Annotated in this window: 22 protein-coding genes; 11 read left to right on the top strand and 11 right to left on the bottom strand. The window is 65.6% G+C overall.

Annotated features, from left to right (window positions below):
* Positions 1-173: 173 nt before the first annotated feature.
* Together AB7532_RS08435 and AB7532_RS08430 are read right to left on the bottom strand one after the other, a co-directional pair.
* The gene (locus AB7532_RS08435; RefSeq protein WP_441234341.1) at positions 174-941 is read right to left on the bottom strand and encodes a tRNA1(Val) (adenine(37)-N6)-methyltransferase; all 768 of its coding nucleotides are present in this window, start codon (positions 939-941) and stop codon (positions 174-176) included.
* A complete protein-coding gene (locus AB7532_RS08430) occupies positions 934-1,161 on the bottom strand; it encodes a putative signal transducing protein (RefSeq protein ID WP_441234340.1) in 228 nt (75 codons plus the stop codon). The genes AB7532_RS08435 and AB7532_RS08430 overlap by 8 nt, the downstream gene beginning before the upstream one ends.
* A gap of 134 nt (positions 1,162-1,295) precedes the next feature.
* Between AB7532_RS08430 and AB7532_RS08425 the strand changes: the two genes are divergently transcribed.
* The 5 genes from AB7532_RS08425 to AB7532_RS08405 all read left to right on the top strand — a co-directional run bounded on the left by AB7532_RS08425 (position 1,296) and on the right by AB7532_RS08405 (position 6,057).
* Positions 1,296-2,303 carry a polyprenyl synthetase family protein gene (locus AB7532_RS08425; protein ID WP_441234339.1) on the top strand — a complete coding sequence of 336 codons (1,008 nt, stop codon included), beginning with the start codon at positions 1,296-1,298 and terminating at the stop codon, positions 2,301-2,303.
* A 427-nt stretch (positions 2,304-2,730) separates the two neighbouring features.
* Positions 2,731-3,246 (top strand): winged helix-turn-helix transcriptional regulator, encoded by a 516-nt coding sequence (locus tag AB7532_RS08420; protein ID WP_441234338.1) that lies wholly within the window; start codon positions 2,731-2,733, stop codon positions 3,244-3,246.
* A 1-nt stretch (position 3,247) separates the two neighbouring features.
* The gene (gene fabF, locus AB7532_RS08415) at positions 3,248-4,510 is read left to right on the top strand and encodes a beta-ketoacyl-ACP synthase II (protein ID WP_441234337.1); all 1,263 of its coding nucleotides are present in this window, start codon (positions 3,248-3,250) and stop codon (positions 4,508-4,510) included.
* A 43-nt stretch (positions 4,511-4,553) separates the two neighbouring features.
* Positions 4,554-5,186 carry a LysE family translocator gene (locus AB7532_RS08410; RefSeq protein WP_441234336.1) on the top strand — a complete coding sequence of 211 codons (633 nt, stop codon included), beginning with the start codon at positions 4,554-4,556 and terminating at the stop codon, positions 5,184-5,186.
* Positions 5,179-6,057: an alpha/beta fold hydrolase gene (locus tag AB7532_RS08405; protein WP_441234335.1), complete on the top strand. Its 879-nt coding sequence runs from the start codon at positions 5,179-5,181 to the stop codon at positions 6,055-6,057. The genes AB7532_RS08410 and AB7532_RS08405 overlap by 8 nt, the downstream gene beginning before the upstream one ends.
* A gap of 109 nt (positions 6,058-6,166) precedes the next feature.
* On the opposite strand, the gene AB7532_RS08400 is transcribed toward AB7532_RS08405, so the two are convergent.
* On the bottom strand, positions 6,167-7,051 hold the full coding sequence (locus AB7532_RS08400) for a 4-(cytidine 5'-diphospho)-2-C-methyl-D-erythritol kinase (RefSeq protein ID WP_441234334.1): 885 nt from the start codon (positions 7,049-7,051) through the stop codon (positions 6,167-6,169).
* On the opposite strand from AB7532_RS08400, the gene AB7532_RS08395 reads away from it, so the two are divergent.
* On the top strand, positions 7,014-7,136 hold the full coding sequence (locus AB7532_RS08395) for a PEP-CTERM sorting domain-containing protein (RefSeq protein WP_441234333.1): 123 nt from the start codon (positions 7,014-7,016) through the stop codon (positions 7,134-7,136). The genes AB7532_RS08400 and AB7532_RS08395 overlap by 38 nt on opposite strands.
* On the opposite strand, the gene AB7532_RS08390 is transcribed toward AB7532_RS08395, so the two are convergent.
* Together AB7532_RS08390 and AB7532_RS08385 are read right to left on the bottom strand one after the other, a co-directional pair.
* Positions 7,080-8,876 (bottom strand): tetratricopeptide repeat protein, encoded by a 1,797-nt coding sequence (locus tag AB7532_RS08390; RefSeq protein ID WP_441234332.1) that lies wholly within the window; start codon positions 8,874-8,876, stop codon positions 7,080-7,082. The two genes, AB7532_RS08395 and AB7532_RS08390, sit on opposite strands and share 57 nt — an antisense overlap.
* Before the next feature lie 339 nt (positions 8,877-9,215).
* Positions 9,216-10,877 carry an electron transfer flavoprotein-ubiquinone oxidoreductase gene (locus AB7532_RS08385; protein ID WP_441234331.1) on the bottom strand — a complete coding sequence of 554 codons (1,662 nt, stop codon included), beginning with the start codon at positions 10,875-10,877 and terminating at the stop codon, positions 9,216-9,218.
* Between the two features lie 136 nt (positions 10,878-11,013).
* Here AB7532_RS08385 and AB7532_RS08380 point away from each other — a divergent pair, with 136 nt between their 5' ends.
* Positions 11,014-11,820 carry a uracil-DNA glycosylase gene (locus tag AB7532_RS08380; RefSeq protein ID WP_441234330.1) on the top strand — a complete coding sequence of 269 codons (807 nt, stop codon included), beginning with the start codon at positions 11,014-11,016 and terminating at the stop codon, positions 11,818-11,820.
* 129 nt (positions 11,821-11,949) lie between these two features.
* Here the strand turns inward: AB7532_RS08380 and AB7532_RS08375 are convergent, their stop codons facing one another.
* From AB7532_RS08375 to AB7532_RS08360, 4 genes are all read right to left on the bottom strand, one after another.
* The gene (locus tag AB7532_RS08375) at positions 11,950-13,458 is read right to left on the bottom strand and encodes a glycosyltransferase family 39 protein (protein ID WP_441234329.1); all 1,509 of its coding nucleotides are present in this window, start codon (positions 13,456-13,458) and stop codon (positions 11,950-11,952) included.
* Between the two features lie 99 nt (positions 13,459-13,557).
* The gene (locus AB7532_RS08370) at positions 13,558-14,343 is read right to left on the bottom strand and encodes a ribonuclease HII (protein ID WP_441234328.1); all 786 of its coding nucleotides are present in this window, start codon (positions 14,341-14,343) and stop codon (positions 13,558-13,560) included.
* Positions 14,344-14,418: 75 nt separating this feature from the next.
* Positions 14,419-14,874 carry a VOC family protein gene (locus AB7532_RS08365; RefSeq protein WP_441234327.1) on the bottom strand — a complete coding sequence of 152 codons (456 nt, stop codon included), beginning with the start codon at positions 14,872-14,874 and terminating at the stop codon, positions 14,419-14,421.
* A 38-nt stretch (positions 14,875-14,912) separates the two neighbouring features.
* Positions 14,913-16,076 (bottom strand): PA0069 family radical SAM protein, encoded by a 1,164-nt coding sequence (locus AB7532_RS08360; protein ID WP_441234326.1) that lies wholly within the window; start codon positions 16,074-16,076, stop codon positions 14,913-14,915.
* Between the two features lie 212 nt (positions 16,077-16,288).
* Here AB7532_RS08360 and AB7532_RS08355 point away from each other — a divergent pair, with 212 nt between their 5' ends.
* Entirely contained in the window at positions 16,289-18,676 is a 2,388-nt protein-coding gene (locus AB7532_RS08355) for a phosphoketolase family protein (RefSeq protein WP_441234325.1), read from the top strand.
* A gap of 4 nt (positions 18,677-18,680) precedes the next feature.
* Entirely contained in the window at positions 18,681-19,877 is a 1,197-nt protein-coding gene (locus tag AB7532_RS08350; RefSeq protein ID WP_441234324.1) for an acetate/propionate family kinase, read from the top strand.
* 118 nt (positions 19,878-19,995) lie between these two features.
* Here the strand turns inward: AB7532_RS08350 and AB7532_RS08345 are convergent, their stop codons facing one another.
* Positions 19,996-20,835 carry an RMD1 family protein gene (locus tag AB7532_RS08345; protein WP_441234323.1) on the bottom strand — a complete coding sequence of 280 codons (840 nt, stop codon included), beginning with the start codon at positions 20,833-20,835 and terminating at the stop codon, positions 19,996-19,998.
* A 330-nt stretch (positions 20,836-21,165) separates the two neighbouring features.
* On the opposite strand from AB7532_RS08345, the gene AB7532_RS08340 reads away from it, so the two are divergent.
* Both AB7532_RS08340 and AB7532_RS08335 read left to right on the top strand, forming a co-directional pair.
* A complete protein-coding gene (locus AB7532_RS08340; protein WP_441234322.1) occupies positions 21,166-21,741 on the top strand; it encodes a glycosyl transferase in 576 nt (191 codons plus the stop codon).
* Positions 21,742-21,803: 62 nt separating this feature from the next.
* Positions 21,804-22,730 carry a bifunctional helix-turn-helix transcriptional regulator/GNAT family N-acetyltransferase gene (locus AB7532_RS08335; protein WP_441234321.1) on the top strand — a complete coding sequence of 309 codons (927 nt, stop codon included), beginning with the start codon at positions 21,804-21,806 and terminating at the stop codon, positions 22,728-22,730.
* 178 nt (positions 22,731-22,908) lie between these two features.
* On the opposite strand, the gene moaB is transcribed toward AB7532_RS08335, so the two are convergent.
* A complete protein-coding gene (gene moaB / locus AB7532_RS08330) occupies positions 22,909-23,472 on the bottom strand; it encodes a molybdenum cofactor biosynthesis protein B (protein WP_441234320.1) in 564 nt (187 codons plus the stop codon).
* Between the last annotated feature and the right edge of the window lie 35 nt (positions 23,473-23,507).

Raw genomic sequence — 23,507 nt, 5'->3', positions numbered from 1 at the left:
TTGGAAGTGCCTGGAACGTGTTTTGCAGTTTTCCCGTTGGGAAGCTGCAATAAGCAGCGGAGGAAATGCCATGAAGATCTATCTGCTGATGCTGCTGATCGGTGCGCTGTTCATGGCGATCCGCCTGACGACCCCGCAAGAGCAGCAGTCGGAATCGCTTCCGCAATAAGCCCTCACGGTTCCACCAGCGGTAGAACCGCTCGTCCCTCCAGAATATCCATCACCTCTTTTTTAGGCACGCGTGTCTTCTCATTGAGCATGAGCCCCGGCAGCAATCGCACCGGCGCCCTGCCGCCTTTGACTGCGCGCACCAGCACGCGGATCGCAGGCCGTCCCGCTTCACCGTGAACCGGCAGGATCGCAAGACTGCCGAAGCCGCGCGACAGCGCGGCCAGAACATCCGCGATCCCATCTGCCCGCCAAATCAATGTCAGCGCGCCGTTCGATCGGAGGATGCGCCGCGCGGCATGCACCCAGGCATTCAGCGTCTCGTCGGTCGCGACATGCGCGGTGTGGCGCACCAGATCGGGCGAGCCGCGGTGACGCGCGGGGTCGTTGAAGGGCGGGTTCATCAGCACCACGTCGACGCTGTCGGGTACAAGGCCATTTGCCGCAAACGCCCGCGGATCCGCAGTGACGTCGAGCACGATCGTCTCGGCGGCAATCGCATTCGCCGCGGCATTGGCGCGCGCGAGTTCCGCCAGTTCCGGATTGATCTCGACCAGGCTCAGCCCGATACCGGCGACACGCCGGCCAAGCGCCAGCCCGGCCGTGCCGATGCCGGCGCCGAAATCGACCACGCGGTCGCCCGCCTGGGCCTGCGTCGCCGCGGCAAGCAAAATGGCATCATGGCCGGCGCGATGGCCGGACCGCTGCTGCTTCAATAGCAACTGCCCGCCGAGAAAGGCGTCCTCGGTAATGTCTGCGAGCGCCTCAATCATCGCCGCGCAATTCGTGGCTGAGGCCGGCATCGGTGAGGAGCGCCCTCGCCTCCTGGGCGTCGTCCTCATGGACCAGGATCCGCCGCGGCAGGATGCCCAGCGAGCCCTCGATGATGCTCATATTCTGGTCCAGCACCAGATGATGGATGTTGGCGCCGTCGAGCAGCGCGCCGATCGCCGACACCAGCACCATGTCGTTGGTCCGAACCAGTTCACGCAAAACGCAGGTCTCCTGCCCCAAAGGGGGCTAAAGCGGCAAATGTCAATGGTTGCGCGGGCCTTGCCGCATCCGCCGCCAGTTTCTATTGTATTTCCATCAGAATAGCCCTTCCGGGGCAAATATTGGAGACCGGCGTGGCCGTCATCGTACCTTTCGAAACTCCCGGCGCGTCGATCGAAGAGCTGGTGGCCCTTGTCGCCGGTGACATGGAGCGCGTCAACGCCACGATCCTGTCGCGGACCGGGTCGGACGTGACCATGATCCCGGAGGTCGCCAACCACCTCATCTCCTCCGGCGGCAAGCGCCTGCGGCCGATGCTCACCCTCGCGATGGCCAACCTCGCCGGCTACACCGGCGACGGCCATATCAAGCTCGCCGCCTCCGTCGAGTTCATGCACACCGCCACGCTCCTGCACGACGACGTCGTCGACGAGAGCGAGATGCGCCGCGGCAAGCTGTCGGCGCGCATGCTCTGGGGCAACGAGGCCAGCGTGCTGGTCGGCGACTTCCTGCTGGGACAAGCCTTCCGGATGATGGTCGAGGTCGGCTCGCTGCGTGCGCTCGACATTCTGTCCGCTGCGGCCGCCACCATTGCCGAGGGCGAGGTGATGCAGCTCGCCGCCGCCAAGAACACCGCGACCACCGAGGACGAATATCTCGCCGTGATCCGCGGCAAGACCGCCGAGCTGTTCGCGGCCGCCTGCGAGGTCGGCCCTGTGATCGCCAACCGCCCGAAGGCGGAGCAGACCGCCTGCCGCTCGGTCGGCATGAATCTCGGCATCGCCTTCCAGCTCGTCGACGACGTGCTTGATTACGGCGGCAAGAGCGCCAAACTCGGCAAGAACACCGGCGACGATTTTCGCGAAGGCAAGATCACGTTGCCCGTGGTCCTCGCGTTCCGCCGCGGCAACGACACCGAGCGCGCCTTCTGGATCCGGGCACTGGAACGCGGCGAGATCGGCGACACCGACCTCGACCACGCCCTCGGCCTGATGAACAAGCACCGCGCACTCGAGGACACGATCAGCCGCGCCCACCATTACGGTGCCATGGCGGTGGATGCGCTGGCGCTGTTCCCGTCGTCGCCAATGAAGAGCGCGCTGGAGCAGGTGGTGGCGTTCTGTCTGGCGCGGTCGCATTAGGCGGCGCGCTCAAGCTTCCACCGATTCCGCACCGCTCTTGATCCCGTCATCCTGAGCTGCTCGCGCAGCGAGCCTCGAAGGATGCGCTGCCGAGCTGCATCCGGGCTGTTCGCCCTTCGAGGCCTCCGCTGCGCTCCGGCACCTCAGGGTGACGGCGATAGATTTGCGCGCGCTACTCTCTCCCCGTCATTGCGAGCGCAGCGAAGCAATCCAGAATCCCTCCGCGGAGACAGTCTGGATTGCTTCCCTGCGCTCGCAATGACGGAGCATGGGGGACGGCCGTCGTTTACGGCTCGCATTTTCGATCGCAGCAACAGCCGAAATCACAGCCCGACAGATCCGCAACCGCTGGGACTTGCTCCACCCACACCCGCGGCTGCCCGCCCAGTGACTTGCATTTTGCAAGTTACTGACCTACCCTCCCGCCATGCAGCCCAAATCCCCATCCATCCTGGAATGCCCGGTCGGCCGCGCCGTAGAGATGGTCGGCGAATGGTGGAGCATCCTGATCCTGCGCGATGCGTTTCAGGGCGCGACGAAATTCGACGAATTCTCGCAAAACCTCGGCATCGCACCGAACATCCTGTCGCGACGGCTTGCGCATCTCACCGCGAGCGGCATGTTCATGCGGCGCCGCTACAACGAACGCCCGCCGCGCTACGAATATGTGCTGACGGACAAGGCGCGGGATTTCTTCCCCGTGGTCGTGGCGCTGCTGGCCTGGGGCAACAAGCATCTCGCCCCCAAGGGCGAATCCATCCTGCTGGCGAACCGGAGCGACGCCCGCCCGTTCGATCCGGTCGTGGTCGACGCCAACGACATGCAGCCGATCACGCTCACCAATACGGTTGCCATTCCAGGCCCACGCGCCAGCCGCGGCATGCGCGCGCGGCTCGCCTCGCTCAAGGCCATGAACCCGGCCGTCGCGCCGGCGGGAGAGTAATATGCGTCGTATCGTCGTGACAGGCATGGGCGCGGTATCGCCGCTTGGCTGCGGTGTCGAATTGTCCTGGCGGCGGCTGCTCGCCGGCCAGAGCGGATTGCGGCCGTTGCCCGAATGGGCGCACGCGTTGCCCGCACGCATCGCCGGCCTCGTACCAGGCAAGGCTGATGACGCCGAAGGCGGCTTTGATCCTGCACAGGCGGCCGCGCCAAAAGACCAGCGCAAGATGGACCGCTTCATCCTGTTCGCGCTGCTCGCCACCGCCGAAGCCGTCGCGCAAGCCAAATGGGCGCCGCAGGACGCAGCCGCGCTGGAACGCACCGCGACGATCATCGCCTCCGGGGTCGGCGGCTTCCCGGCCATGGCGGAAGCGGTGCGCATCACCGAGCAACGCGGCGCGCGCAGGCTGTCGCCGTTCACGATTCCCTCGTTCCTCGCCAATCTCGCCGCCGGCCACGTCTCGATCAAATACGGCTACAAGGGCGCGCTCGGCACGCCCGTCACCGCGTGCGCCGCCGGCGTGCAGGCGATCGGCGATGCCGCGCGCATGATCCGCGCCGGTGAGGCCGATGTCGCGATCTGCGGCGGTGCGGAAGCCTGCATCGACATCGTCAGCATCGGCGGCTTCGCCGCGGCACGCGCGCTGTCCAGCTCGTTCAACGAGGAGCCCGCACGCGCCTCGCGCCCGTTCGATCGCGACCGCGACGGTTTCGTCATGGGCGAAGGCGCGGGCATCCTGGTGATCGAGGATCTCGAACATGCGCTGGCGCGCGGTGTGACGCCGATCGCGGAGCTCGTCGGCTACGGCACGACGGCGGACGCCTATCACATGACCTCGGGGCCGCCCGACGGCGACGGCGCCCGCCGCGCCATGGAGATTGCGCTCCGGCAGGCAAAGCTTGCGCCTGCGGATTTGCAGCACCTCAATGCGCATGCGACGTCGACGCCGGCCGGCGACGAGGGCGAGCTTGGCGCCATCGCCGCGCTGTTCGGCCGCAACGGGAACATCGCGGTGAGTGCAACCAAATCGGCCACCGGCCATTTGCTCGGCGCCGCCGGCGGCCTGGAGGCGATCTTCACCATCCTCGCCCTGCGCGACCAGGTCGCGCCGCCGACGCTCAATCTCGAAAACCCGGATGCGCGCGCAGACGGTATCGACATCGTCGCAGGCAGCGCGCGGCCGATGCCGATGCTCAACGCGATCTCCAACGGGTTTGGCTTCGGCGGGGTCAATGCCAGCGCGATCTTCCGCAGGATGGGCTGAACAAGAGGCCTTGCAATCGCGGCACGCTGCGCTACGAAACGGGATGATCGACACCCATTTCTGGCTGTTCCTGGCTGCTGCCTGTCTCATCGCCGCCGTTCCCGGCCCCGGCATTTTCTACGTCGCGGCACGAACCTTGTCGGAAGGGCGCGGCAGCGGTTTCGCCTCAACCGCGGGCACGGCGCTCGGCGGGCTGGTTCATGTCGTCGCAGGCAGCCTCGGCATCTCCGCGATTATCCTGGCCAGCGCGGAATTGTTCGCGGTGGTGAAATTCGTCGGTGCGCTCTATCTGGTCTGGCTCGGTATCAAGACCTTTCGCAGTGCCGGCCGCGCTCTGTCGCTGCAAGGCGAGCCCGTCGGCGACAAGCGCGCGTTCCGCGACGGCGTATTGGTCGAGGCGCTGAACCCGAAGACCGCCGCGTTCTTCCTCGCTTTCATTCCGCAGTTTCTCGATCCCGCGGGATCGAACCCGACGCTGCAATTCATCATGCTCGGCACAATCTCCGTGACGTTGAACACGCTCGTCGATGTCGTGGTGGTGCTGATGGCCTCGGCAACACGCACGCAGCTGATCGGACGGCCGCATCTGATGCGGCGCCTGACGCAAGGCTCCGGCGTCTTCATCGCAGGCCTCGGCCTCTCGCTCGCGCTGGCGCGGCGGCCCGTCAATGGCTAGCGCACCGCAGAGCCGCTTCTACGAATCGCACGGCCTGCGGCTGCATTATGCCGACTGGGGCAACGAGGGCGCGCCCGTCGCCATCCTGGTTCACGGCGGCCGCGATCATTGCCGGAGCTGGGACGTCATCGCCCGCTCGCTGCAGCCGCATTATCACGTGCTCGCGCCCGATTTGCGCGGCCACGGCGATTCCGACTGGACCAGGGGCGGCAGCTACGCGCTGACCGAATATGTCTACGATCTCGCCCAGCTCGTCCGCAGCACCGCAGTGCCTCAAATCACGCTGATCGGCCATTCGATGGGCGGGATGGTGAGCCTGATCTTCACGGGATCGTTCCCCGAACTGGTCTCGAAGCTGGTCGTGCTCGACGGCGTCACCATGCGACCAGATTCACCGAAGCCGCCAGTTCACGAGCGCATCGGTAAATGGGTCAGCCAGCTCGACAGACTGCACGACCGCACACCGCGTCGCTATGCGACCCTCGCAGACGCGGCCGCGCAGATGGTGCTACACAACAAACGTCTCGCCCGCGACCTCGCACTGCATCTCGCCACCCACGGCGCGCGGCAGAACGAGGACGGCACTTACAGCTGGAAGTTCGATCCCTATCAGCGCGCCAGCGCGCCGCACCGGCTCTGGCCGGACGATCACGTCGCGCTGTGGTCGCGCATCGCCTGCCCGACATTGCTGCTCAATGCTGGTGAGAGCTTTCTGGCCGGCGCAAAGGCCGCGGGCCTTGAGCGCTATTTCCCGAATGCGCGCATCGAGACCATCGCCGGCGCCGGGCATTGGCTGCAACACGACAAGCCGCAGGAGGTGCTGGGCGAGATCCGGCGGTTTCTTGGGTTGGCTGAGGATGGTGCGGGTTAGCTCAGCTGCCGTAGGGTGGGCAAAGGCGCGTAAGCGCCGTGCCCACGTCTTGGAAGTGGTGGGCACGCTTCGCTTTGCCCACCCTACGGCACCGTCATTGGAGAAGCAGCTAGCTCAACGTCCCCGCATGCACCCACCAGCCGGGGTGATCGCGCCGGATCCTTTCGGCCGCCGCATGGGCCTCGGCCGGCGCGCCATAGATCGCAAAGCACGTCGCACCCGAACCGGACATCCGGGCGAGCTTGACGCCGCCGGAGTCGCGCAAGGCGCTGAGCACTTCGCCGATCACGGGCTCGATCCGCAGCGCAGGCGCTTCGAGATCATTGGGGACGCCTTCGAGCACATCGACCCAATCGGCAATTGATCCGCCCTCCTCCGGCCAGGCCGGAGCGCCGAGGACCGAGGTGGCGCCGACCAGCAGCTCACCGTTGCGCAGGCCCAATTCCTTGAACACGTCCTTGGTCGCGACCGGCACGCGCGGATTGACCATCACACAGGGCATGCTCGGCAGCGCGAGCGGCAGCAACTGCTCGCCGACCCCGGTCATGTCGCAGGCGCGCGAGAACAGGCACACCGGCACGTCGGCACCGGTCGCGAGCGCGACTTTCTGAAGACGGGGATCGTCGAGCGAGAGATTGTTGAGACGCGCCAGCAGCCGCAGCGCCGCCGCAGCATCCGCCGAGCCGCCGCCGATGCCGGCCGCGACAGGGAGCACCTTGTCGAGCGCGAAGGCACCCAGCTTCAAATTCGGTACGGCCTCGGCGAGAAGCCTGGCCGCCTTGAACACGAGATTGTCCGCGGTATCGCCGCAGGCCGCGGCAAGCGGTCCGGTGGTGGCGAGCTTCAGCTCGCCGCCCGGTTCCAGCGTCAGCCGGTCGGCGCAATCGGCAAACGCGACCACGCTTTCGAGATCATGATAGCCGTCGGCACGACGACCCACGACGCGAAGGCTCAGATTGACCTTCGCGCGCCCTTCTTCAATCAACGCCGGCATCGGCGACAAGCCCCCAGAACCCACTCAATCAGCCGCCCTTGCCGTCGTCCTTCTTCTTGTCGGCCTGCGCCGCCGAAGAGTTTGAATTGTCGTCCGTGATACCGTTGGCGATCTTGGCCTCGATCTTCGGAAGCTCTTCCGGCTCCGGCTTGAGATCGCGGGCGTGCGCCCACTGGAACTTGGCTTCCAGGGTGCGGCCGACGCGCCAATAGGCATCGCCGAGGTGATCGTTGATGGTGGGATCCTCGGGCTTGAGGTCGATCGCACGCTCGAGGTTCTTCACCGCTTCCTCGTAATTGCCGATGCGGTAATAGGCCCAGCCGAGGGAGTCGACGATGTAGCCGTCGTCGGGACGCTGCTCGACGGCACGCTTGATCATCTTCATGCCTTCGTCGAGATTCACGCCCTGGTCGATCCAGGAATAGCCGAGATAGTTGAGGACATGCGGCTGGTCGGCCTGCAGCTCGAGCGCCTTCTTCATGTCCGCTTCGGCCTTGCTCCATTCCTTGGAGCGCTCCTCGCAGATGCCGCGATAATAATACCAGACGCTGTTGGCCTTGTCGTTGCCGGCCGGCAGCACCTCGATGCCCCGCGAATAGGTCGCGCCGCAGTCGCCGAACTTCTTGCGGCCGCGCTCGATATTGCCGAGCGCCATGATCGCTTCGAGGTCCTTGGCATCGTCCGTGGTGACGCCCTTGAGGATCTTGATCGCCTCCTCGGTGCGGTCGGCCGAGTCGAGATCAATGGCGAGCTGGATCTGCGCGTTGCGCTTCAACGGCGAGGTCGCCGGCACACGCTCATAGACCTTGATCGCCATCTGCGGCCGCTTCACCGATTCATAGAGATCGGCGAGCGAGAGCAGCGCCAGCGGATGGGGCGGCTGCAGGTAGAGCGAGAGCTGAAGGTAAACCAGCGCCAGATCCTCGCCGCCGCGGCGGGTCAGCGTGGCGCCGATGCCGTAGAGCGCTTCGGCAGCACCCGCTTGCGCGGAGTCGGCGAGCGGCGGCAACTTCTTGCCGGCCTTGGTGTCGCGCAGGCCTTCCACGATCAGCGGATGGCGGGCGAGCTTCTTGTCGAACGCCTGATAGACATTGGTCGCCGCGGCCGCGTCCTTGTTGCGCGACAGCCAGCGTGCATAGGCTTCCGTGACGCGCAGCATGGAATCGTCGAGCTTGTAGGCGCGCTCGAAGCGGGTGCCGGCGTCCTTCTCCTTGCCGGAGAGCTCGAGGATCATGCCGGCATGGAGGTCCTTGAACAGCGGATACCATTCCGGACCGGCGAGCTTGTCGATGGTGGCGACGCCGCCCTTGGCATCGCCCGCACCATAGGCGGCCCAGCCCGACAGCAGCGTGGCGACGAGATCGGTGATCGGACCGCGGATCGACTGGTTGATGTTGGTTTGCGCGGTCGCATATTTCTTGAACTTCAGATCATGCACGCCGACGACGAGCCGTGCGACGCGGTTGGTCTTGTCGATGGTGAGGATGCGCTCGGCGAGCTTGACGGCTTCGTCGATGTCCCCGTCGGCGACCGACGAGATGAAGGCACGGTCGAGCAGCTCGTTGTTCTTGGGGTCGGTGCGCAGGGCCGAGCGGTAGAATGCGGCAGCCGAAGCCGCGTCGCGCTCGACGCTGGCGTGGCGGGCGGCGAGATAGCTGCCGGAGGTGGTCAGCGACTTCAGATCGTTTCGGGTCGGAAACTGCGCCGCCGTGTCGGACGGATGGTCCGGCGTCTGCGCCAGGACCGCGCCGGGGACCGTCGCGATCGCTGTGCCCATGAGGGCGATGGCGGCAACAGTCCAGCGGTTGAAACGATTTGAGAACATCAGGGGCTCGCCTTGAGTTGGTAGTGCCTGGGTTTGCAGCAGGAGGCCGTCTCGCATGCGAACGCGGCCGGTGGCATCGGGACCCGGAACCGTTGGGCCGACAATGCCGCTTTTGGCGCTTCACCGCAAGGATTCGGGCCGGGCGGTCCCCTCCGCACGCCCCAAATCGGCCAACTGACCGATCAAGAGCGCCCCAAGACGCTGCCAGTATGGCCTTATCGTGGCCGCGGACCGCTACCCCCGCCCCGTTCTCACGCGAACGTGCGTCACAATGCCGGGGCGCGTCACATTAGCCCCGGCTCGATCGCTTTGGTCCAATCCCCGCTGACAGGACCGGGCTTACATGGCCTCGTAGTTCGGACCGCCGCCGCCTTCCGGGGGAACCCAGGTGATGTTGCCGTTGGGGTCCTTCACGTCGCAGGTTTTACAGTGCACGCAGTTCTGCGCGTTGATCTGGAAGCGCGGGTTTGAGCCCTCCTCGACCCACTCATAGACACCAGCCGGGCAATAGCGATTCGAGGGACCGGCGAAGACGTCGTGCTCGGAGGTCTTCTGGAGGTTCATGTCGGCCACCTTCAGATGGACCGGCTGATCCTCTTCATGATTGGTGTTGGACAGGAATACCGAGGACAGCTTGTCGAAGGAGATCTTGCCATCCGGCTTCGGGTAGTTCTTGGGCGCGTGCTGCCTGGCCGGATCGAGCGTCTTGCGGTCGGGCTTGGCGTGCGACAGCGTGCCGAACAGCGAGATGCCGAACAGCTGATTGGTCCACATGTCGATGGCGCCGAGGGGAACGCCGATGAAGGTGCCGAACTTCGACCACAGCGGCTTGACGTTGCGGATCCTGAACAGGTCCTTGCCGACCGCGGAATCGCGCCAGGCGTTCTCGTAGGCAGCGATCTCGTCATTGGCACGGCCTTCGGCGAGCGCAGCGGCCAGATGCTCGGCGGCGAGCATGCCGGTGCCCATCGCGTTGTGGACGCCCTTGATGCGGGGAACGTTGACGAAGCCTGCGGCGCAGCCGACCAGCGCACCGCCCGGGAAGGTCAGGCGCGGCACCGACTGGTACCCGCCTTCGGTGATGGCGCGCGCGCCATAGGCGAGACGCTTGCCGCCTTCGAACACGTCGCGGATCGAGGGATGGGTCTTGAAGCGCTGGAATTCGTCGAACGGCGACAGATACGGATCATCGTAGTTCAGATGCACGACGAAGCCGACCGCGACGCGGTTGTCGTCGTAGTGGTAGAGAAACGAGCCGCCGCCTGTGGAATTGCTGAGCGGCCAGCCGAAGGAGTGCTGGATCAGGCCCTTCTTGTGCTTGGCCGGATCGATCTGCCAGACTTCCTTCAGGCCGATGCCGAACTTCGGCGGTTCGCTCTTGGCGTCGAGCTGGTACTTCGCGATCAGCTGCTTCGACAGCGAGCCGCGCGCGCCTTCGGCGAACAGCGTGTACTTGCCGAGCAGCTCCATGCCGCGGGTGTAGGAGTCCTTGTGCGTGCCGTCCCTGGCGATGCCCATGTCGCCGGTCGCGATGCCCCGCACCGCGCCCTTCTCGTCATAGAGCACCTCGGTCGCGGCAAAGCCCGGATAGATCTCGATGCCGAGCGCCTCCGCCTTCGGCGCGAGCCAGCGGCAGACATTGCCGAGCGAGCCGATATAGCAGTGATGATTGCTCATCAGCGGCGGCATCGCGAAGCCCGGCAGCTTGATGCGGTTGTCGCCGAACATCCAGTAGAAGTGGTCGTCCTTGACCTCGGTCTTCAGCGGACAGTCGGCGTCCTCGCGCCAATCGGGGATCAGCTTGTCGAGCGAGATCGGGTCGATCACCGCACCGGATAGGATGTGCGCGCCGACCTCGGAGCCCTTCTCCACCACGACGACGTTGAGATCGGCATTGATCTGCTTGAGCCGGATCGCTGCGGCGAGGCCCGAGGGGCCGGCGCCGACGATCACGACGTCGAATTCCATGGATTCGCGCGGGGGGAGTTCTTCGGTGCTCATCTGATCTCAGCCCTTGAGACGTTCTAAGGTCGTTTGCGCCCCCTTGTTTCCGATTTTTCCGGGCAGGACAACCACGGAAATGCGTTTCGCTGGGATGCAAGGCGCCCTAAGATGAAGTAACAGTCTGACTTTCCAAATGATCCTCGAACCCGCACCCACCGTCCGAGAGCTGCTCGCCTTCTATCTGGAGGCCGGGGTCGATTGCGCGCTCGCGGAGGAACCCGTCGACCGCCTGGCGGAATTGGAAGCGCCGCCGCCCCCGCGTGCGGCCCCTCTCGCCGAAGCGCCACGACCGGTCACAGCACCGACGGTGATGCGCGGCGAGGCCGCACCCGCGCCCGACATCGCGATTGCCTCGGCGCGCGAGGCCGCGCGCACCGCACCGACGCTCGAGGCGCTGCGCGAGCTGATGCAAAATTTTGAGGGCTGCGCGCTCAAGCATACCGCGACGCGGCTGGTGTTCGCCGACGGCAATCCGCAGGCGCGCATCATGTTCGTCGGCGAGGCGCCGGGCCGCGACGAGGATATCGAGGGGCTGCCTTTCGTCGGGCGCAGCGGCAAGCTGCTCGATCTGATGATCGGCGCCATAGGCCTCAACCGCACCACCGCCTACATCGCCAATGTCATTCCGTGGCGGCCACCCGGCAACCGCACGCCGACGCCGCAGGAGACACAGATCTGCCTGCCCTTCATCCAGCGCCAGATCGAGCTGGTGAATCCCGACGTGCTGGTGACGCTCGGCAACCCCTCGACGCAGACGCTGCTGTCGACGCGCGAAGGCATCATGCGCACGCGCGGCCGCTGGTTCGAGTACGAAACCGGCCAGCGCACCATCCGCGCGCTGGCGACGTTCCATCCGGCCTATCTGTTGCGCTCGCCGTCCTACAAGCGGCTAGCCTGGCAGGATCTGCGCGCGATCGCGAAGGTGCTGGCGGGAGCGTAAGGGGCGAACCGCTCCCTCCCCGTCATTGCGAGCGCAGCGAAGCAATCCAGAGTCTTTCCGGGGAGGGACTCTGGATTGCTTCGTCGCAAGGGCTCCTCGCAATGACGACGGAGAGAGTACGCAAAGACCTCACAGCCCCTTCGGCCGCACGATGGCCCAGCCGACCCGCAAGAGTTGCTGACGCCCCGTCACCAGCCATTCGAAGGCGCGCGGCACTTCCGGCACGATGCCGGGGAAGCGCGCGAGGATTTCGGGCGGCGGGGTGCCTGCGGTGTCGGATGCGCGCCAGACCACGACGCCGCCAGTCTCGCTGAATTTGGCCTGGCTCATCCACGGCGTCCGCGCCGGCTGGGCGTCGATGAAGAGATGCGGCCGGCCGGAATGCAGCGAGATCAGGCTCGCAAGCTGGGTCTCGCCGGCGACCGCGCGCAGGCGATGGTTGGTGCGGCGGGCAAAGCTCTCGTCGAAGAAATCCGAGATCGCGCGCGCCGGCATCGAGGTCGCGATTTCGTTGGCGCCGGTCCAGGGCAGGAACAGCACCGCGAGCACGACACCGACCGCAGGGGCCACGACAGCGGCGGCCCATACCATCCGCAGCATGCGCGCGCGCCGCATCGCGATAAGGTCGCCGGCCGCGACGACCACGGCAAGCCCAGACACGACAAGCACCACACCGGCACCGCCGACCACGGATTCAAGTCCGAGCACGCCCGAGATCAGCACCGCGCCGAGCGCAGGCGCCAGCGCGAAGAAATAGACGAAATTGCGCGCGAGCGGCTCGACCGGCGGGCGGTAGATGATCGGCGCCTCCTCGCCCTTGGCGACGAACAGGCCGGCGTTGAGAAAGCTCAGGGCCGGGATCGCCGCAGCGCCGAGCACGAGCCCGCCGAGCAGCCAGGCCGCGTGCAGCGCGCGCGCGTTCAACTCCTCCACTTGCGGCAAGGTCGGCAGCACCAGCGTCTCGGCGCGCATCAGCCAGACCGCATAGGGCAGTGCCAGCACGGCGACGACGATCAGCGCGAACAAAGGATCGGGCGCGCGCAGGATGCGGCGGCCGCCGGCCGTCGATATCGCGAAGATGACGATCAGCAGGAGGAGGAAGATCGCCGCGGGCGTCGTCAGCAGCAGGAGACCGGCCTCGATCGACCAGGCGAACCAGGCATTGCCGCGGCGCTGGCCGATGATCTGCCAGGAGTGCAGCAGCAGCAGCGCCCAGAGCGGCCGCGCCAGGACCAACGGTCCGAAGTCGAGCGCCGGCGAGGAGAACGCCAGCACCGTCATGGTCAAGAGCACGGCCAGCACCGCGTGCTGCGAGCCGACCACGGCACGGGAGAGATGATAGAGGGCGATGAAGGTCGCGATCTCGCAGAGCTGCGCCAGGACATAGACGCCGAACATGTGGCCGCCGGCGGCGCGGTAGGCGATGTCGGCGAGCCAGATCGGCAAAGGCGCTCCCAGGTCAGTCCCGACCTGGTACTCGCGGCCGAACGCCAGCAGGGTCGCAAGGGTGCCGGGCGGGCTGCGATAGAACACCAGCGCCACGAACAGCCACATCGCGGCCTGAAGCAGCACGGCGATCCACACGATCAGCCGCGGGCGGGCGCGAATGAGCTCGATGACCAGGGAGGTAAACCGCATGCAACGTCCGAAAGATGCAGCCAACCCGTCCAGCCGGCCCTATTCGCTCACGCCTGCTTTGATAAGGGGCGCTGCGCGTCGTGGCAACGACCGTCTGCGCTAGAGGCCCGAGGAAGCATCGATTTCGACGATCGACTCAACCTGCATCTCGACCTCGTTCACCGCGAACAGATCCTGCACCGGCTCGACGGTCCAGGGCATGTGCCTGGCACGGGCAGCCGCAACGGGGGCGAAGAAGCTGCGGTGGTGGATGGTGGGGCCGAGGCGGTTGAGCGCGTCGAGATGCTCGGGGACGCCGTAGCCCTTGTGCTGCTCGAAGCCGTAGCCCGGGCAATCCTGCGCCAGCGCGCACATCAGCCGGTCGCGCGTCACCTTGGCGACGATGGACGCCGCTGCGATCGACAGCACGATACCGTCGCCGCCAATCACGGCCTCGCAATCGCAAGCCGTGTCGAGCCGGTCGCGGCCGTCGACGAAGACATGCCTGGGCGCCTCGGGCAACGCCACCACGGCGCGCTTCAGCGCCCACAGCGAGGCGCGCAGGATGTTGTCGCGGTCGATCCGGGCGCGTGAGGCAACCGCGACCGAGACCTGCGCGGTGGCGCAGATCCTGTCGAACAATCTTTCGCGCTCCTCGGCGGTCAGGCGCTTGGAATCGTCGATGCCGCGCGGGATGCGGTCGGGATCGAGAATCACGGCAGCCGCGACCACGGGACCGGCCAGAGGCCCGCGGCCGGCCTCGTCGCAGCCGGCGACCGGCCAGATGCCGCGCTTGATCAGCACCCGCTCGCGGCGGAAGCTGGCCTTTGCAGGCGCAGCTTTTGTCGCAGCGGCCTTCTTTGGTGCGTCTTTGGCCGGCTTCCTGGTGGACTTGTTCCGAATCATGGCCGGGATCGTGCGCAAGCAGCCTCGCCAGCGCAACCGGGAACCCCGCGCAATTCCCGCTATTCAGGCAGGCCCCTACTCCGCCAGATGCACCCGCCGGTCCTCGCCGACCTCGATGCCGGGCGCGACCACGACTTCCCAGGGATGGCCGTCGGGATCGGCGAAATAGCCGGAATAGCCACCGTACTCGGTCTCGTGCGCGGCCTTCACCAGTTTGGCGCCCTTGCCAAGCGCGAAAGCCAGCACCGCATCGACCTCCTCGCCTGTCCGGCAGTTCCAGGCGAGCGTCATGCCGCGGAAGCTCGTTGGCCTCGGATTGTCCGGAAGCTTGGCATCGGCGGCGAGCTGATCCCAGGGGTACAGCGCGAGCACCGGACCGCCGGTGTCGTAGAAGGCGACGGCCTCGCCTGTGACCTTCAGCCGGCGCGAGAAGCCGAGCGCGTCGTAAAAGGCGATGCTGGCGCGGATGTCGCTAACGCCGAGCGTGATGACGGTCAGCCGCGGCACCGGGGCGGGAAGTTCCTTGCTCATGTTACGCCTTTTCCAATTCCCGATCAGAACTTGCCCGATCAGAACAGGTCGAGCTGATCGCCGTTCCGCTTCGGCCTGGCAAAATGGTCCGTGGTCAGCTTCGAGCGCCGCTTGTTGAGGCCCAGCCTCTCGCAAGCGATCTCGAAACGGCGGCCGATGGTCCAGGCCATCGGGCCCGTACCCTTCATCCGCTCGCCCCATTTGGCGTCGTAGTCGCGGCCGCCGCGCATGTCGCGGATCAACGTGAAGACGTGGCGATAGCGGTCCGGATAGTTCGCCATCAGCCATTCGCGGAAGAGATCGCGCACCTCCAGCGGCAGCCGCAGCAGCACGTAGGAGGCTTCCTTGACGCCGGCATGCGCAGCGGCATCGAGAATGCGCTCGATCTCGGAATCGTTCAGCGCGGGGATCACGGGCGCGACCATCACCGTGGTTGGAATGCCGGCGTCCGAAAGCTGCTTCAGCGCCTCCAGCCGCTTCGGCGGCGTCGAGGCGCGCGGCTCCATGGTGCGCGCCAGCTTCGGATCGAGCGAGGTGACGGAGATCCCGACCTTGGCGAGATTGCGCTTGGCCATCCGCGCGAGAATGTCGATGTCGCGCACGACGAGTGCAGACTTGGTGACGATGCCGACGGGATGGCCGGCCCGCTCCAGCACCTCCAGAATGCCGCGCATGATTTTGCGGTCGCGCTCGATCGGCTGATAGGGATCGGTGTTGGTGCCGATCGCGATCATTCGCGGCTCGTAGCCGCTGGCGGCGAGCTCCTTCTCGAGCAATGCCGGTGCATCCGGCTTCACGAACAGCTTCGACTCGAAGTCGAGCCCCGGCGACAGGCCGAGATAGGCATGGGTCGGCCGCGCGAAACAGTAGACGCAGCCGTGCTCGCAGCCGCGATAGGGATTGATCGAGCGGTCGAAGCCGATGTCGGGGGATTCGTTGCGGGTGATCACCTTGCGCGAGGTGTCGATGCCGACACTGGTCTTGAACGGCGGCAGCTCTTCCAGGCTCTGCCAGCCGTCGTCGAAAGCGACGCGGGCCTCGGCCTCGTAACGGCCGCTGGCATTGGACTGGGCGCCCCGCCCCCGCCTGCGCTGCTTGTCGATGGCGACCGCAAGCTCGGGAAAATCAGAGTCCGCACCCGCCGGCTCGGAGGGCGCCGTGACCGGCGGGTGCTTGAGAGCATGAGATGCTGCTGGACTCATGAAGCCAAGATAGCACGCCAAAGGAACAAATCAAGAACGCAAACAAAAAATACGAAAACAACCCCATGCACAGTAGAGCTGCCCAAACTTTGCGCGCCCCTTCTTGACCTCACGCAACATCACCAACGTCGCGATTTCGTTTGATGGCGCCGAAGGATCGATCGCGCCAGAGCCGGGTTGGTGCCGATCGTTGCGTGAAGGGTCGGCACAACATGACAAATCAACGACAATCAGCATTGGGGAACAGCGACCTCGACCGCCTCGACCGCTACTGGCGCGCCGCGAACTACCTCTCCGTCGGGCAAATCTATCTGTTGGACAACCCATTGCTGCGCGAGCCGCTGCGGCCCGAGCACATCAAGCCGCGTTTGCTCGGCCATTGGGGCACCACGCCCGGTCTCAACTTCATCTACGCCCATCTCAACCGCGTCATCCGCGCGCTCGACGTCAGCGTGCTCTATGTCTGCGGGCCCGGCCACGGCGGCCCCGGCATGGTTGCCAACACCTATCTGGAAGGCAGCTACAGCGAGATCTATCCCGACATCGCGCGCGATGCGGATGGACTGCGAAAACTTTTCAGACAGTTCTCCTTCCCCGGCGGCATTCCGAGCCATGCGGCGCCGGAAACGCCGGGCTCGATCCACGAGGGCGGCGAGCTCGGCTACGCGCTGGTGCATGCCTATGGCGCGGCGTTCGACAATCCCGATCTGATCGTCGCTTGTGTGGTCGGTGATGGCGAGGCCGAGACCGGCCCACTCGCGGCGTCCTGGCACTCCAACAAGTTCCTCAATCCCGCCCATGACGGCGCGGTGCTGCCGATCCTGCATCTCAACGGCTACAAGATCGCCAGCCCCACAGTGCTCGGGCGCATGCGCGACGGGGAAATCCGCGATCTCTTCCGTGGGTTCGGCCACGAGCCGCTGTTCGTCGCGGGCGACGATCCCAAATTGATGCACCAGGTCATGGCGGATGCGTTCGACGTCGCCTTCGCCAGCATCCGCTCGATCCAGCAGCACGCCCGCGATGGCCGCAAGACCGTCGAGCGGCCGCGCTGGCCGATGATCGTGCTGCGCAGCCCGAAGGGCTGGACCGGCCCCAAGGAGGTCGACGGCAAGAAGGTCGAAGGGTTCTGGCGCGCGCATCAGGTGCCCGTCGCGAGCTGCCGCGAGAACCCGGCGCATCTGGCAATTCTCGAAGACTGGATGCGCAGCTACGAGCCGGAAAAGCTGTTCGACAGGAGCGGCGCGCTCATCCCTGAGCTACAGGCACTCGCGCCCGCAGGCATCCGCCGCATGGGCGCCACTCCGCATGCCAATGGCGGCCTCTTGAAGAAGGAACTGAAGCTGCCGGACTTCCGGGAGTTTGCAGTCGAGGTGCAGCAGCCCGGCGGCGTCACCGGCGAGGCGACGCGCGAGCTCGGCAAATTTTTGCGCGACGTCATCCGCCTCAACGCGCACGAGCGAAACTTTCGCATCATGGGTCCGGACGAGACCGCGTCAAACCGGCTCGATGCGGTGTTCGAGGCAACCGAGCGGGTCTGGATGGAGCCGATCGAACCCTACGACGTGCATCTTGCCCAGGATGGGCGCGTCATGGAGGTGCTGAGCGAACATCTCTGCCAGGGCTGGCTCGAAGGCTATCTGCTCACCGGCCGCCACGGCTTCTTCTCCTGCTACGAGGCCTTCATTCACATCGTGGATTCCATGTTCAACCAGCACGCCAAATGGCTGAAGGTGACGCGGCATCTCAGTTGGCGACGTCCGATCGCCTCGCTGAATTATCTGCTGACCTCGCATGTCTGGCGACAGGACCATAACGGCTTCAGCCATCAGGACCCCGGCTTCGTCGATCTCGTCGCCAACAAGAAGGCCGACATCGTCCGCATCTACTTCCCGCCGGACGCCAACACGCTGCTGTGGATCGCCGACCACTGCCTGCGCACCTACAACAGGATCAACGTGATCGTCGCCGGCAAGCAGCCGGCGCCGCAATGGCTGTCGATGCAGGACGCGGCCACGCATTGCGATGCCGGCATCGGCATCTGGACCTGGGCCGGCAGCGAGGACGCCGGACAAGAGCCTGATGTGGTGATGGCCTGTGCCGGCGACGTGCCGACACTGGAGACGCTGGCCGCCGTCGACCTCTTGCGCAAGGCCCTGCCTGACCTGAAGATCCGCGTCGTCAATGTCGTGGACCTCATGACGCTGCAACCGAGAGAGCAGCATCCGCACGGGCTTTCGGATCGCGATTTCGATAGCCTGTTCACGACAGACAAACCCGTGATCTTCGCCTATCACGGCTATCCTTATCTGATCCACCGTCTCACCTATAACCGCACCAACCATGCCGGCCTGCATGTGCGCGGCTTTGCCGAGGAAGGCACCACGACGACGCCGTTCGACATGGTCGTGCTCAACGGGCTCGACCGCTACCACCTCGCGATCGAGGCGATCGAGCGCGTGCCGGGGCTGGCCTCCAAGGCTGCGCAGGTGAAGCAGCAGTTCCGCGACAGACTGATCGCGCATTCCGCCTATGTGCGAGAGCATGGCGAGGACATGCCGGAAATTCGCGACTGGGTCTGGCCGGGCAAGAGGGGCTGACGTCATGACGGCGTCGGTCCTCGTCCTCAATTCGGGCTCGTCGAGCGTCAAGTTCGGCCTGTTTGATATCTCGGCGGATGCGCCTGCCCTGCTCTGCAAGGGCCTGCTCGACGAGCACGAGGCCAAGCCGCGTCTCGTGGTGAAAAGCCCCGCAGGCCAGGATTTGTTCGAGGCGCAGAGGGACGCGACGGATGCGGACAGCGGTCACCTCTTCGCCGACGTGCTCGGCTTCATCGAGGATCGCTTTGGCGACCATCGCTTGCGCGCGGTCGGCCACCGCATCGTTCATGGCGGACCCGATTATTCAGGTCCGGTCGAATTGACGGATGACGTCCATGCAAAGCTGGAGGCGTTGACGCCGCTGGCGCCGCTACACCAGCCGCGTTGCCTGGCGCCGGTCCGCACCATCCGGGCGATCAAGCCCGATTTGACGCAGATCGCGTGTTTCGACACGGCCTTCCATCACACCATGACGCCGCCGGCAAACCGCTTCGCGATCCCGCGGCGCTTCGAGGAACGCGGCGTCAGGCGCTACGGATTTCACGGTCTCTCGTTCGAATATGTCGCGGGCCGCCTCGCCGCAATCGCACCGGAGCTTGCGGCGAAGCGCACCGTCATCGCCCATCTCGGCAATGGCGCCAGCCTGTGCGCCTTGCGTGATGGCCGCAGCATCGACACCACGATGGGACTGACGCCGCTCGATGGTCTCGTGATGGGCACGCGTTGCGGCACGATCGATCCCGGCGTGCTGCTGTATCTGCAACAGCATGAGAGGATGTCAGTCGATGAGCTCCAACACTTGCTCTATCACGAGTCAGGCCTGCTCGGTGTGTCCGGCATTTCCGCCGACATGCGCACGCTGCTGACGAGCAGCAAGGCTGCGGCGCGGGAGGCGGTCGAGCTTTTCACGTTGCGTGCGGCGCAGGAGGTCGCGGTGATGGCGACGACGCTTGGCGGACTCGATTGCCTCGTCTTCACCGGCGGCATCGGGGAGCATGCGAAAGAAATTCGCAGCGGGATCGGCAAGCGGCTGGAGTGGCTCGGCGTGCGTGTCGATGCGGCTGCGAATGATGAGGCCCGCGAGCGCATCAACGGCGACGCTAGTGCGGTCGATGTGTTCGTAATCCCGACCAATGAGGAGCTGATGATCGCGCGGCATTGCGCGGCGGTGCTGCGAACGTCAAGGAATCCAGTATCGTAGGGTGGGCAAAGCGAAGCGTGCCCACCACCTCTGTCTGGTGGGCACGGCGCAAGTGCGCCTTTGCCCACCCTGCGATTCCGGACTCGCCGAGCGAGGGCACCATCATGCGTAGCCCAAACTAATGCGTCCCCGACCAGATCTGAAAGCACCCGATCGCGACTTCGATCACGATCAGCACCACCACCGCGATCTCGAGCCGCAGCGAGCGCTGGGTGTCGATGATGTCGGTCAGCGCATTGGCGGTCTCGGACACGGCGGTAAGCTTGCGCTCGAGCGTGTCGAGGCGCTCCTTCAGCTCGTACTCGTCCTCGAGACGGGCATAGAGGCGATCGAGTTCGGGCTTCTCCCAGAGCACGTCGGGTTTCTCGGCGACCGCAACGCGGCCGGCGACGCGCTGCTGCACCAGGAGCGCATTGCCGATCAGTTGCAGGATGCCCCTGCGCCGGCGCGGGGTGCGGCCACGCTCGGCGAGCTGGCGCGCAAAGGGCTCGATCACGTCGAAGACCGCGGCGACACGACGCTCGTCGCGGGCGAGCGAGGTGCTCTTGGCGAGCGCGTCCGCGATCAGCAACAGCCGGTCGTCGGAGAATTTGGCGAGGCAGATCGGCCCGCCCGGCTGGATCGCCTCGGCGTTCTCGTCCTTGCACAACTGCGCTTGCGCGATCTCCTCCTCATAGGGGCTGAGCTCGCCGGTCACGCGGGACTTCAGGCTGTCGAGCAGGACCTTCTCCTCCGAAGGGAGGAGGCCGATCAGCACCACGACGCCATAGCGGAAGATCACGACGAGCCCGGCATGGACGCGGAAGGCCGCGGGTGTCGAGGACACGGCAGCACCGATCTCGAGCCCGGACGGATTGATGCGCTCGCCCAGCATGACCGCGCGGATCCGCAAGGTCGGCGCGGCGTCCGGCCTGAGAGATGTGGTCGGCGCGCTAACAGCAAGTTGATCGGCGTTCATTCGAAGCCCTCGTCAGCACCGTGAATTGCAGATTTTTCCCGTTCCGGCGCCCGTCCGCTATCGCATCCTCCGCTTGCAGGATTGCGACGGGCCCGCGCGCTGTGCAATGTTGCGGCAAAGCTCCGCATTAATACGGTCAGAACGCACGCCGCCGAAACAATCGGCAACATCGCCACCCCGTGCCGGACATATTTGGATGCGACGTCGCTGGCAGTTTACCATCGAACACCGAAGCCCCGCCGAAAAGTTGCTCTCGGCAGGGCCGCGTGTTTATGACAACGTCATGAAGAACTACGCTTCTCCCGAAGTTCGGACATCGAAGTCTCAACCATGCTGAGCGTCATCATTCCGACCGAAGGCGTCGAGCAGACAGCGGTCGCAACTCTGGCCGCACTGGTGCCCGGTGCCGCTGCGGGCATCATCAAGGAAGTGCTTCTGATCGACGGCACCCGCAACGGCGTCATCGAGCGCGTTGCCGACGTCGCAGGCTGCCGTTTCATCGGCTTCGAGGGATCCTCGCAAGGCGCCGCACTCGCCGCCGGCGCGCTCCAGGCACGTTCGCCCTGGCTGATGTTCCTCCCCGCCGGAGCGGTGCTGGAAACCGGCTGGATCGAGGAGACCTCCCAGTTCATCCAGTCCGTCGCGACCAGCGGCCGCGATCGTGCGGCGGTGTTCCGCTACGCGCGCTCGCCTTACGCCGATACCGGATTTCGCGACATGCTCTGGGCCGTGGTGCGCAGGCTCGTCGGCCCCCTCGGCGATCAGGGACTTTTGATCGCGCGTGATCATTACGACCGGATCGGGGGCTACCCGCCCCAGGCCCGTCGCTCCGAAGCCAGGCTGCTGCGGCGGCTCGGCCGCTCGTCCCGGATCATGCTGCGCAGCCGGATCGTCATGGTCGGCTGAGGCCCCCAGATACTTGCCAAAGTCAAATAATTATTTGACAATGGCAAGTATTGAGGTGACCCATGGCAATCGACGGTACGGACGACATCGCGGCGGTTCGCGCCTTCAACCGCTTCTATACCCGCAAGCTCGGTGTGCTCGACCAGCATCTTGGCCGAAGCCCGTTCTCGCTCAGCGAGGCGCGCGTGCTCTATGAGCTTGCGCATCGCGACGACCTTGCGGCGAAAGAGATCGGACACGAACTCGGCCTCGACGCCGGCTATCTCAGCCGCATCGTCCAGAGCTTCGACGAAAAAGGGCTGATCACGCGAAAGCCCCTGCCCGCCGATCGCAGGCAACACCAGCTCAGCCTCACCGCCAAGGGCCGCCAGACCTTCGCCAAGCTGAATCTGGGTTCGCAGAACGAGGTCGCCGCCATGCTGGCCCGGCTTTCGGCCGGCGATGCGGCGCGGCTCACGCAGGCCATGGCAACCATCGAGACCGTGCTGGAGCAACGTCGAACCCAGCCCGCGTCTGTCGTGCTGCGCAGTCATCGCGTCGGCGACATGGGCTGGGTCGTCTCCCGGCAGGCCGCCGCCTATGCCGCCGACTACAATTGGGATATCAGCTACGAGGCGCTCATCGCCGAGATCTGCGCACAGTTCATCAGGAACTACGACGCCGCGCGCGAGCACTGCTGGATCGCGGAAGTGGGTGGCGAGCCGGTCGGATCGATCTTTCTGGTCAAGGCCACGGACGAGATCGCCAAGCTGCGCCTTTTACAGGTGGAGAAGAAAGCACGCGGGCTCGGTGTCGGCCGCGCGCTAGTCGAGCAATGCATGCAGGGCGCGCGCGAGAGGGGCTACAGCAAGATGACGCTGTGGACGCAAAGCATTTTGGTCGCCGCGCGCGGGATCTACAAGAGCGCCGGCTTCAAGCTGGTGAAGGAAGAGAAACACCACAGCTTCGGCGCCGATCTGGTCGGCGAGACGTGGGAGCGGGATCTGTAACGGCGCGGTGCGCGTTGCTGCGCTCTATCCGCAAGTCCGAAATCGTAGGGTGGGCAAAGGCGCACAGCGCCGTGCCCACCAACTCTTCCAATCGACAATCATCGTGGGCACGCTTCGCTTTGCCCACCCTACGATGCCTTGTGCTTGGCTTACGAATGATGCTCCCGCGCGAGCGCGACTACACCGTGGCGCCCTGCGCCTTCGCTCTCCGCAGGTGCTCGTCCAGCCGCGGCATGATCTCGACGAAGTTGCAGGGGCGCGTGCGGTAGTCGAGCTGGGCTGCCAAAATGCCGTCCCAGCCGTCGCGGCAGGCGCCGGGCGAACCGGGCAGGCAGAAGATGTAGGTCGCGCCGGCCACGCCCGCTGTGGCCCGGCTCTGGATCGTGGACGTGCCGATCTTGGCGTGGCTCAGCATGTGAAATGCGATCGAGAAACCGTCCATGCGCTTCTCGAACAGCGGCTCGATCGCCTCCGGCGTGACGTCGCGTCCGGTAAACCCGGTGCCGCCGGTGGTGATGACCACGTCGACGCCGGCATCCGCGACCCAGCGGCGGATCACCGCACGGATCGCCTCGACATCGTCGGTGACGATCTCGCGCGCGGCAAGATGATGACCCGCGGCCGTGAGGCGGTCGGCCAGCGTCTGGCCGGATTTGTCATCCGCGAGCGCACGCGTGTCGGAGACGGTGAGCACCGCGATGTTGAGCGGGATGAATTGTTTGGATTCGTCGATGGACGCCACGACCTGATACCTCCTTGCCCACCCACCGCCGTCAT

The organism is Bradyrhizobium sp. 930_D9_N1_4, from assembly GCF_052076015.1.
Taxonomy (GTDB): domain Bacteria; phylum Pseudomonadota; class Alphaproteobacteria; order Rhizobiales; family Xanthobacteraceae; genus Bradyrhizobium.
This window is presented reverse-complemented; position numbering and strand designations above follow the sequence as displayed.

What these genes read in the sequence shown, in the direction of transcription:
- AB7532_RS08385 (WP_441234331.1), bottom strand. Translation starts at nt 10,877, where the DNA reads ATGAGCACCGAAGAACTCCCCCCGCGCGAATCCATGGAATTCGACGTC.
- AB7532_RS08350 (WP_441234324.1), top strand. Translation starts at nt 18,681, where the DNA reads ATGACGGCGTCGGTCCTCGTCCTCAATTCGGGCTCGTCGAGCGTCAAG.
- AB7532_RS08390 (WP_441234332.1), bottom strand. Translation starts at nt 8,876, where the DNA reads ATGTTCTCAAATCGTTTCAACCGCTGGACTGTTGCCGCCATCGCCCTC.
- AB7532_RS08435 (WP_441234341.1), bottom strand. Translation starts at nt 941, where the DNA reads ATGATTGAGGCGCTCGCAGACATTACCGAGGACGCCTTTCTCGGCGGG.
- AB7532_RS08420 (WP_441234338.1), top strand. Translation starts at nt 2,731, where the DNA reads ATGCAGCCCAAATCCCCATCCATCCTGGAATGCCCGGTCGGCCGCGCC.
- AB7532_RS08410 (WP_441234336.1), top strand. Translation starts at nt 4,554, where the DNA reads ATGATCGACACCCATTTCTGGCTGTTCCTGGCTGCTGCCTGTCTCATC.
- AB7532_RS08360 (WP_441234326.1), bottom strand. Translation starts at nt 16,076, where the DNA reads ATGAGTCCAGCAGCATCTCATGCTCTCAAGCACCCGCCGGTCACGGCG.
- AB7532_RS08335 (WP_441234321.1), top strand. Translation starts at nt 21,804, where the DNA reads ATGGCAATCGACGGTACGGACGACATCGCGGCGGTTCGCGCCTTCAAC.
- AB7532_RS08355 (WP_441234325.1), top strand. Translation starts at nt 16,289, where the DNA reads ATGACAAATCAACGACAATCAGCATTGGGGAACAGCGACCTCGACCGC.
- AB7532_RS08370 (WP_441234328.1), bottom strand. Translation starts at nt 14,343, where the DNA reads ATGATTCGGAACAAGTCCACCAGGAAGCCGGCCAAAGACGCACCAAAG.
- AB7532_RS08405 (WP_441234335.1), top strand. Translation starts at nt 5,179, where the DNA reads ATGGCTAGCGCACCGCAGAGCCGCTTCTACGAATCGCACGGCCTGCGG.
- fabF (WP_441234337.1), top strand. Translation starts at nt 3,248, where the DNA reads ATGCGTCGTATCGTCGTGACAGGCATGGGCGCGGTATCGCCGCTTGGC.
- AB7532_RS08400 (WP_441234334.1), bottom strand. Translation starts at nt 7,051, where the DNA reads ATGCCGGCGTTGATTGAAGAAGGGCGCGCGAAGGTCAATCTGAGCCTT.
- AB7532_RS08365 (WP_441234327.1), bottom strand. Translation starts at nt 14,874, where the DNA reads ATGAGCAAGGAACTTCCCGCCCCGGTGCCGCGGCTGACCGTCATCACG.
- AB7532_RS08380 (WP_441234330.1), top strand. Translation starts at nt 11,014, where the DNA reads ATGATCCTCGAACCCGCACCCACCGTCCGAGAGCTGCTCGCCTTCTAT.
- AB7532_RS08375 (WP_441234329.1), bottom strand. Translation starts at nt 13,458, where the DNA reads ATGCGGTTTACCTCCCTGGTCATCGAGCTCATTCGCGCCCGCCCGCGG.
- AB7532_RS08340 (WP_441234322.1), top strand. Translation starts at nt 21,166, where the DNA reads ATGCTGAGCGTCATCATTCCGACCGAAGGCGTCGAGCAGACAGCGGTC.
- AB7532_RS08345 (WP_441234323.1), bottom strand. Translation starts at nt 20,835, where the DNA reads ATGAACGCCGATCAACTTGCTGTTAGCGCGCCGACCACATCTCTCAGG.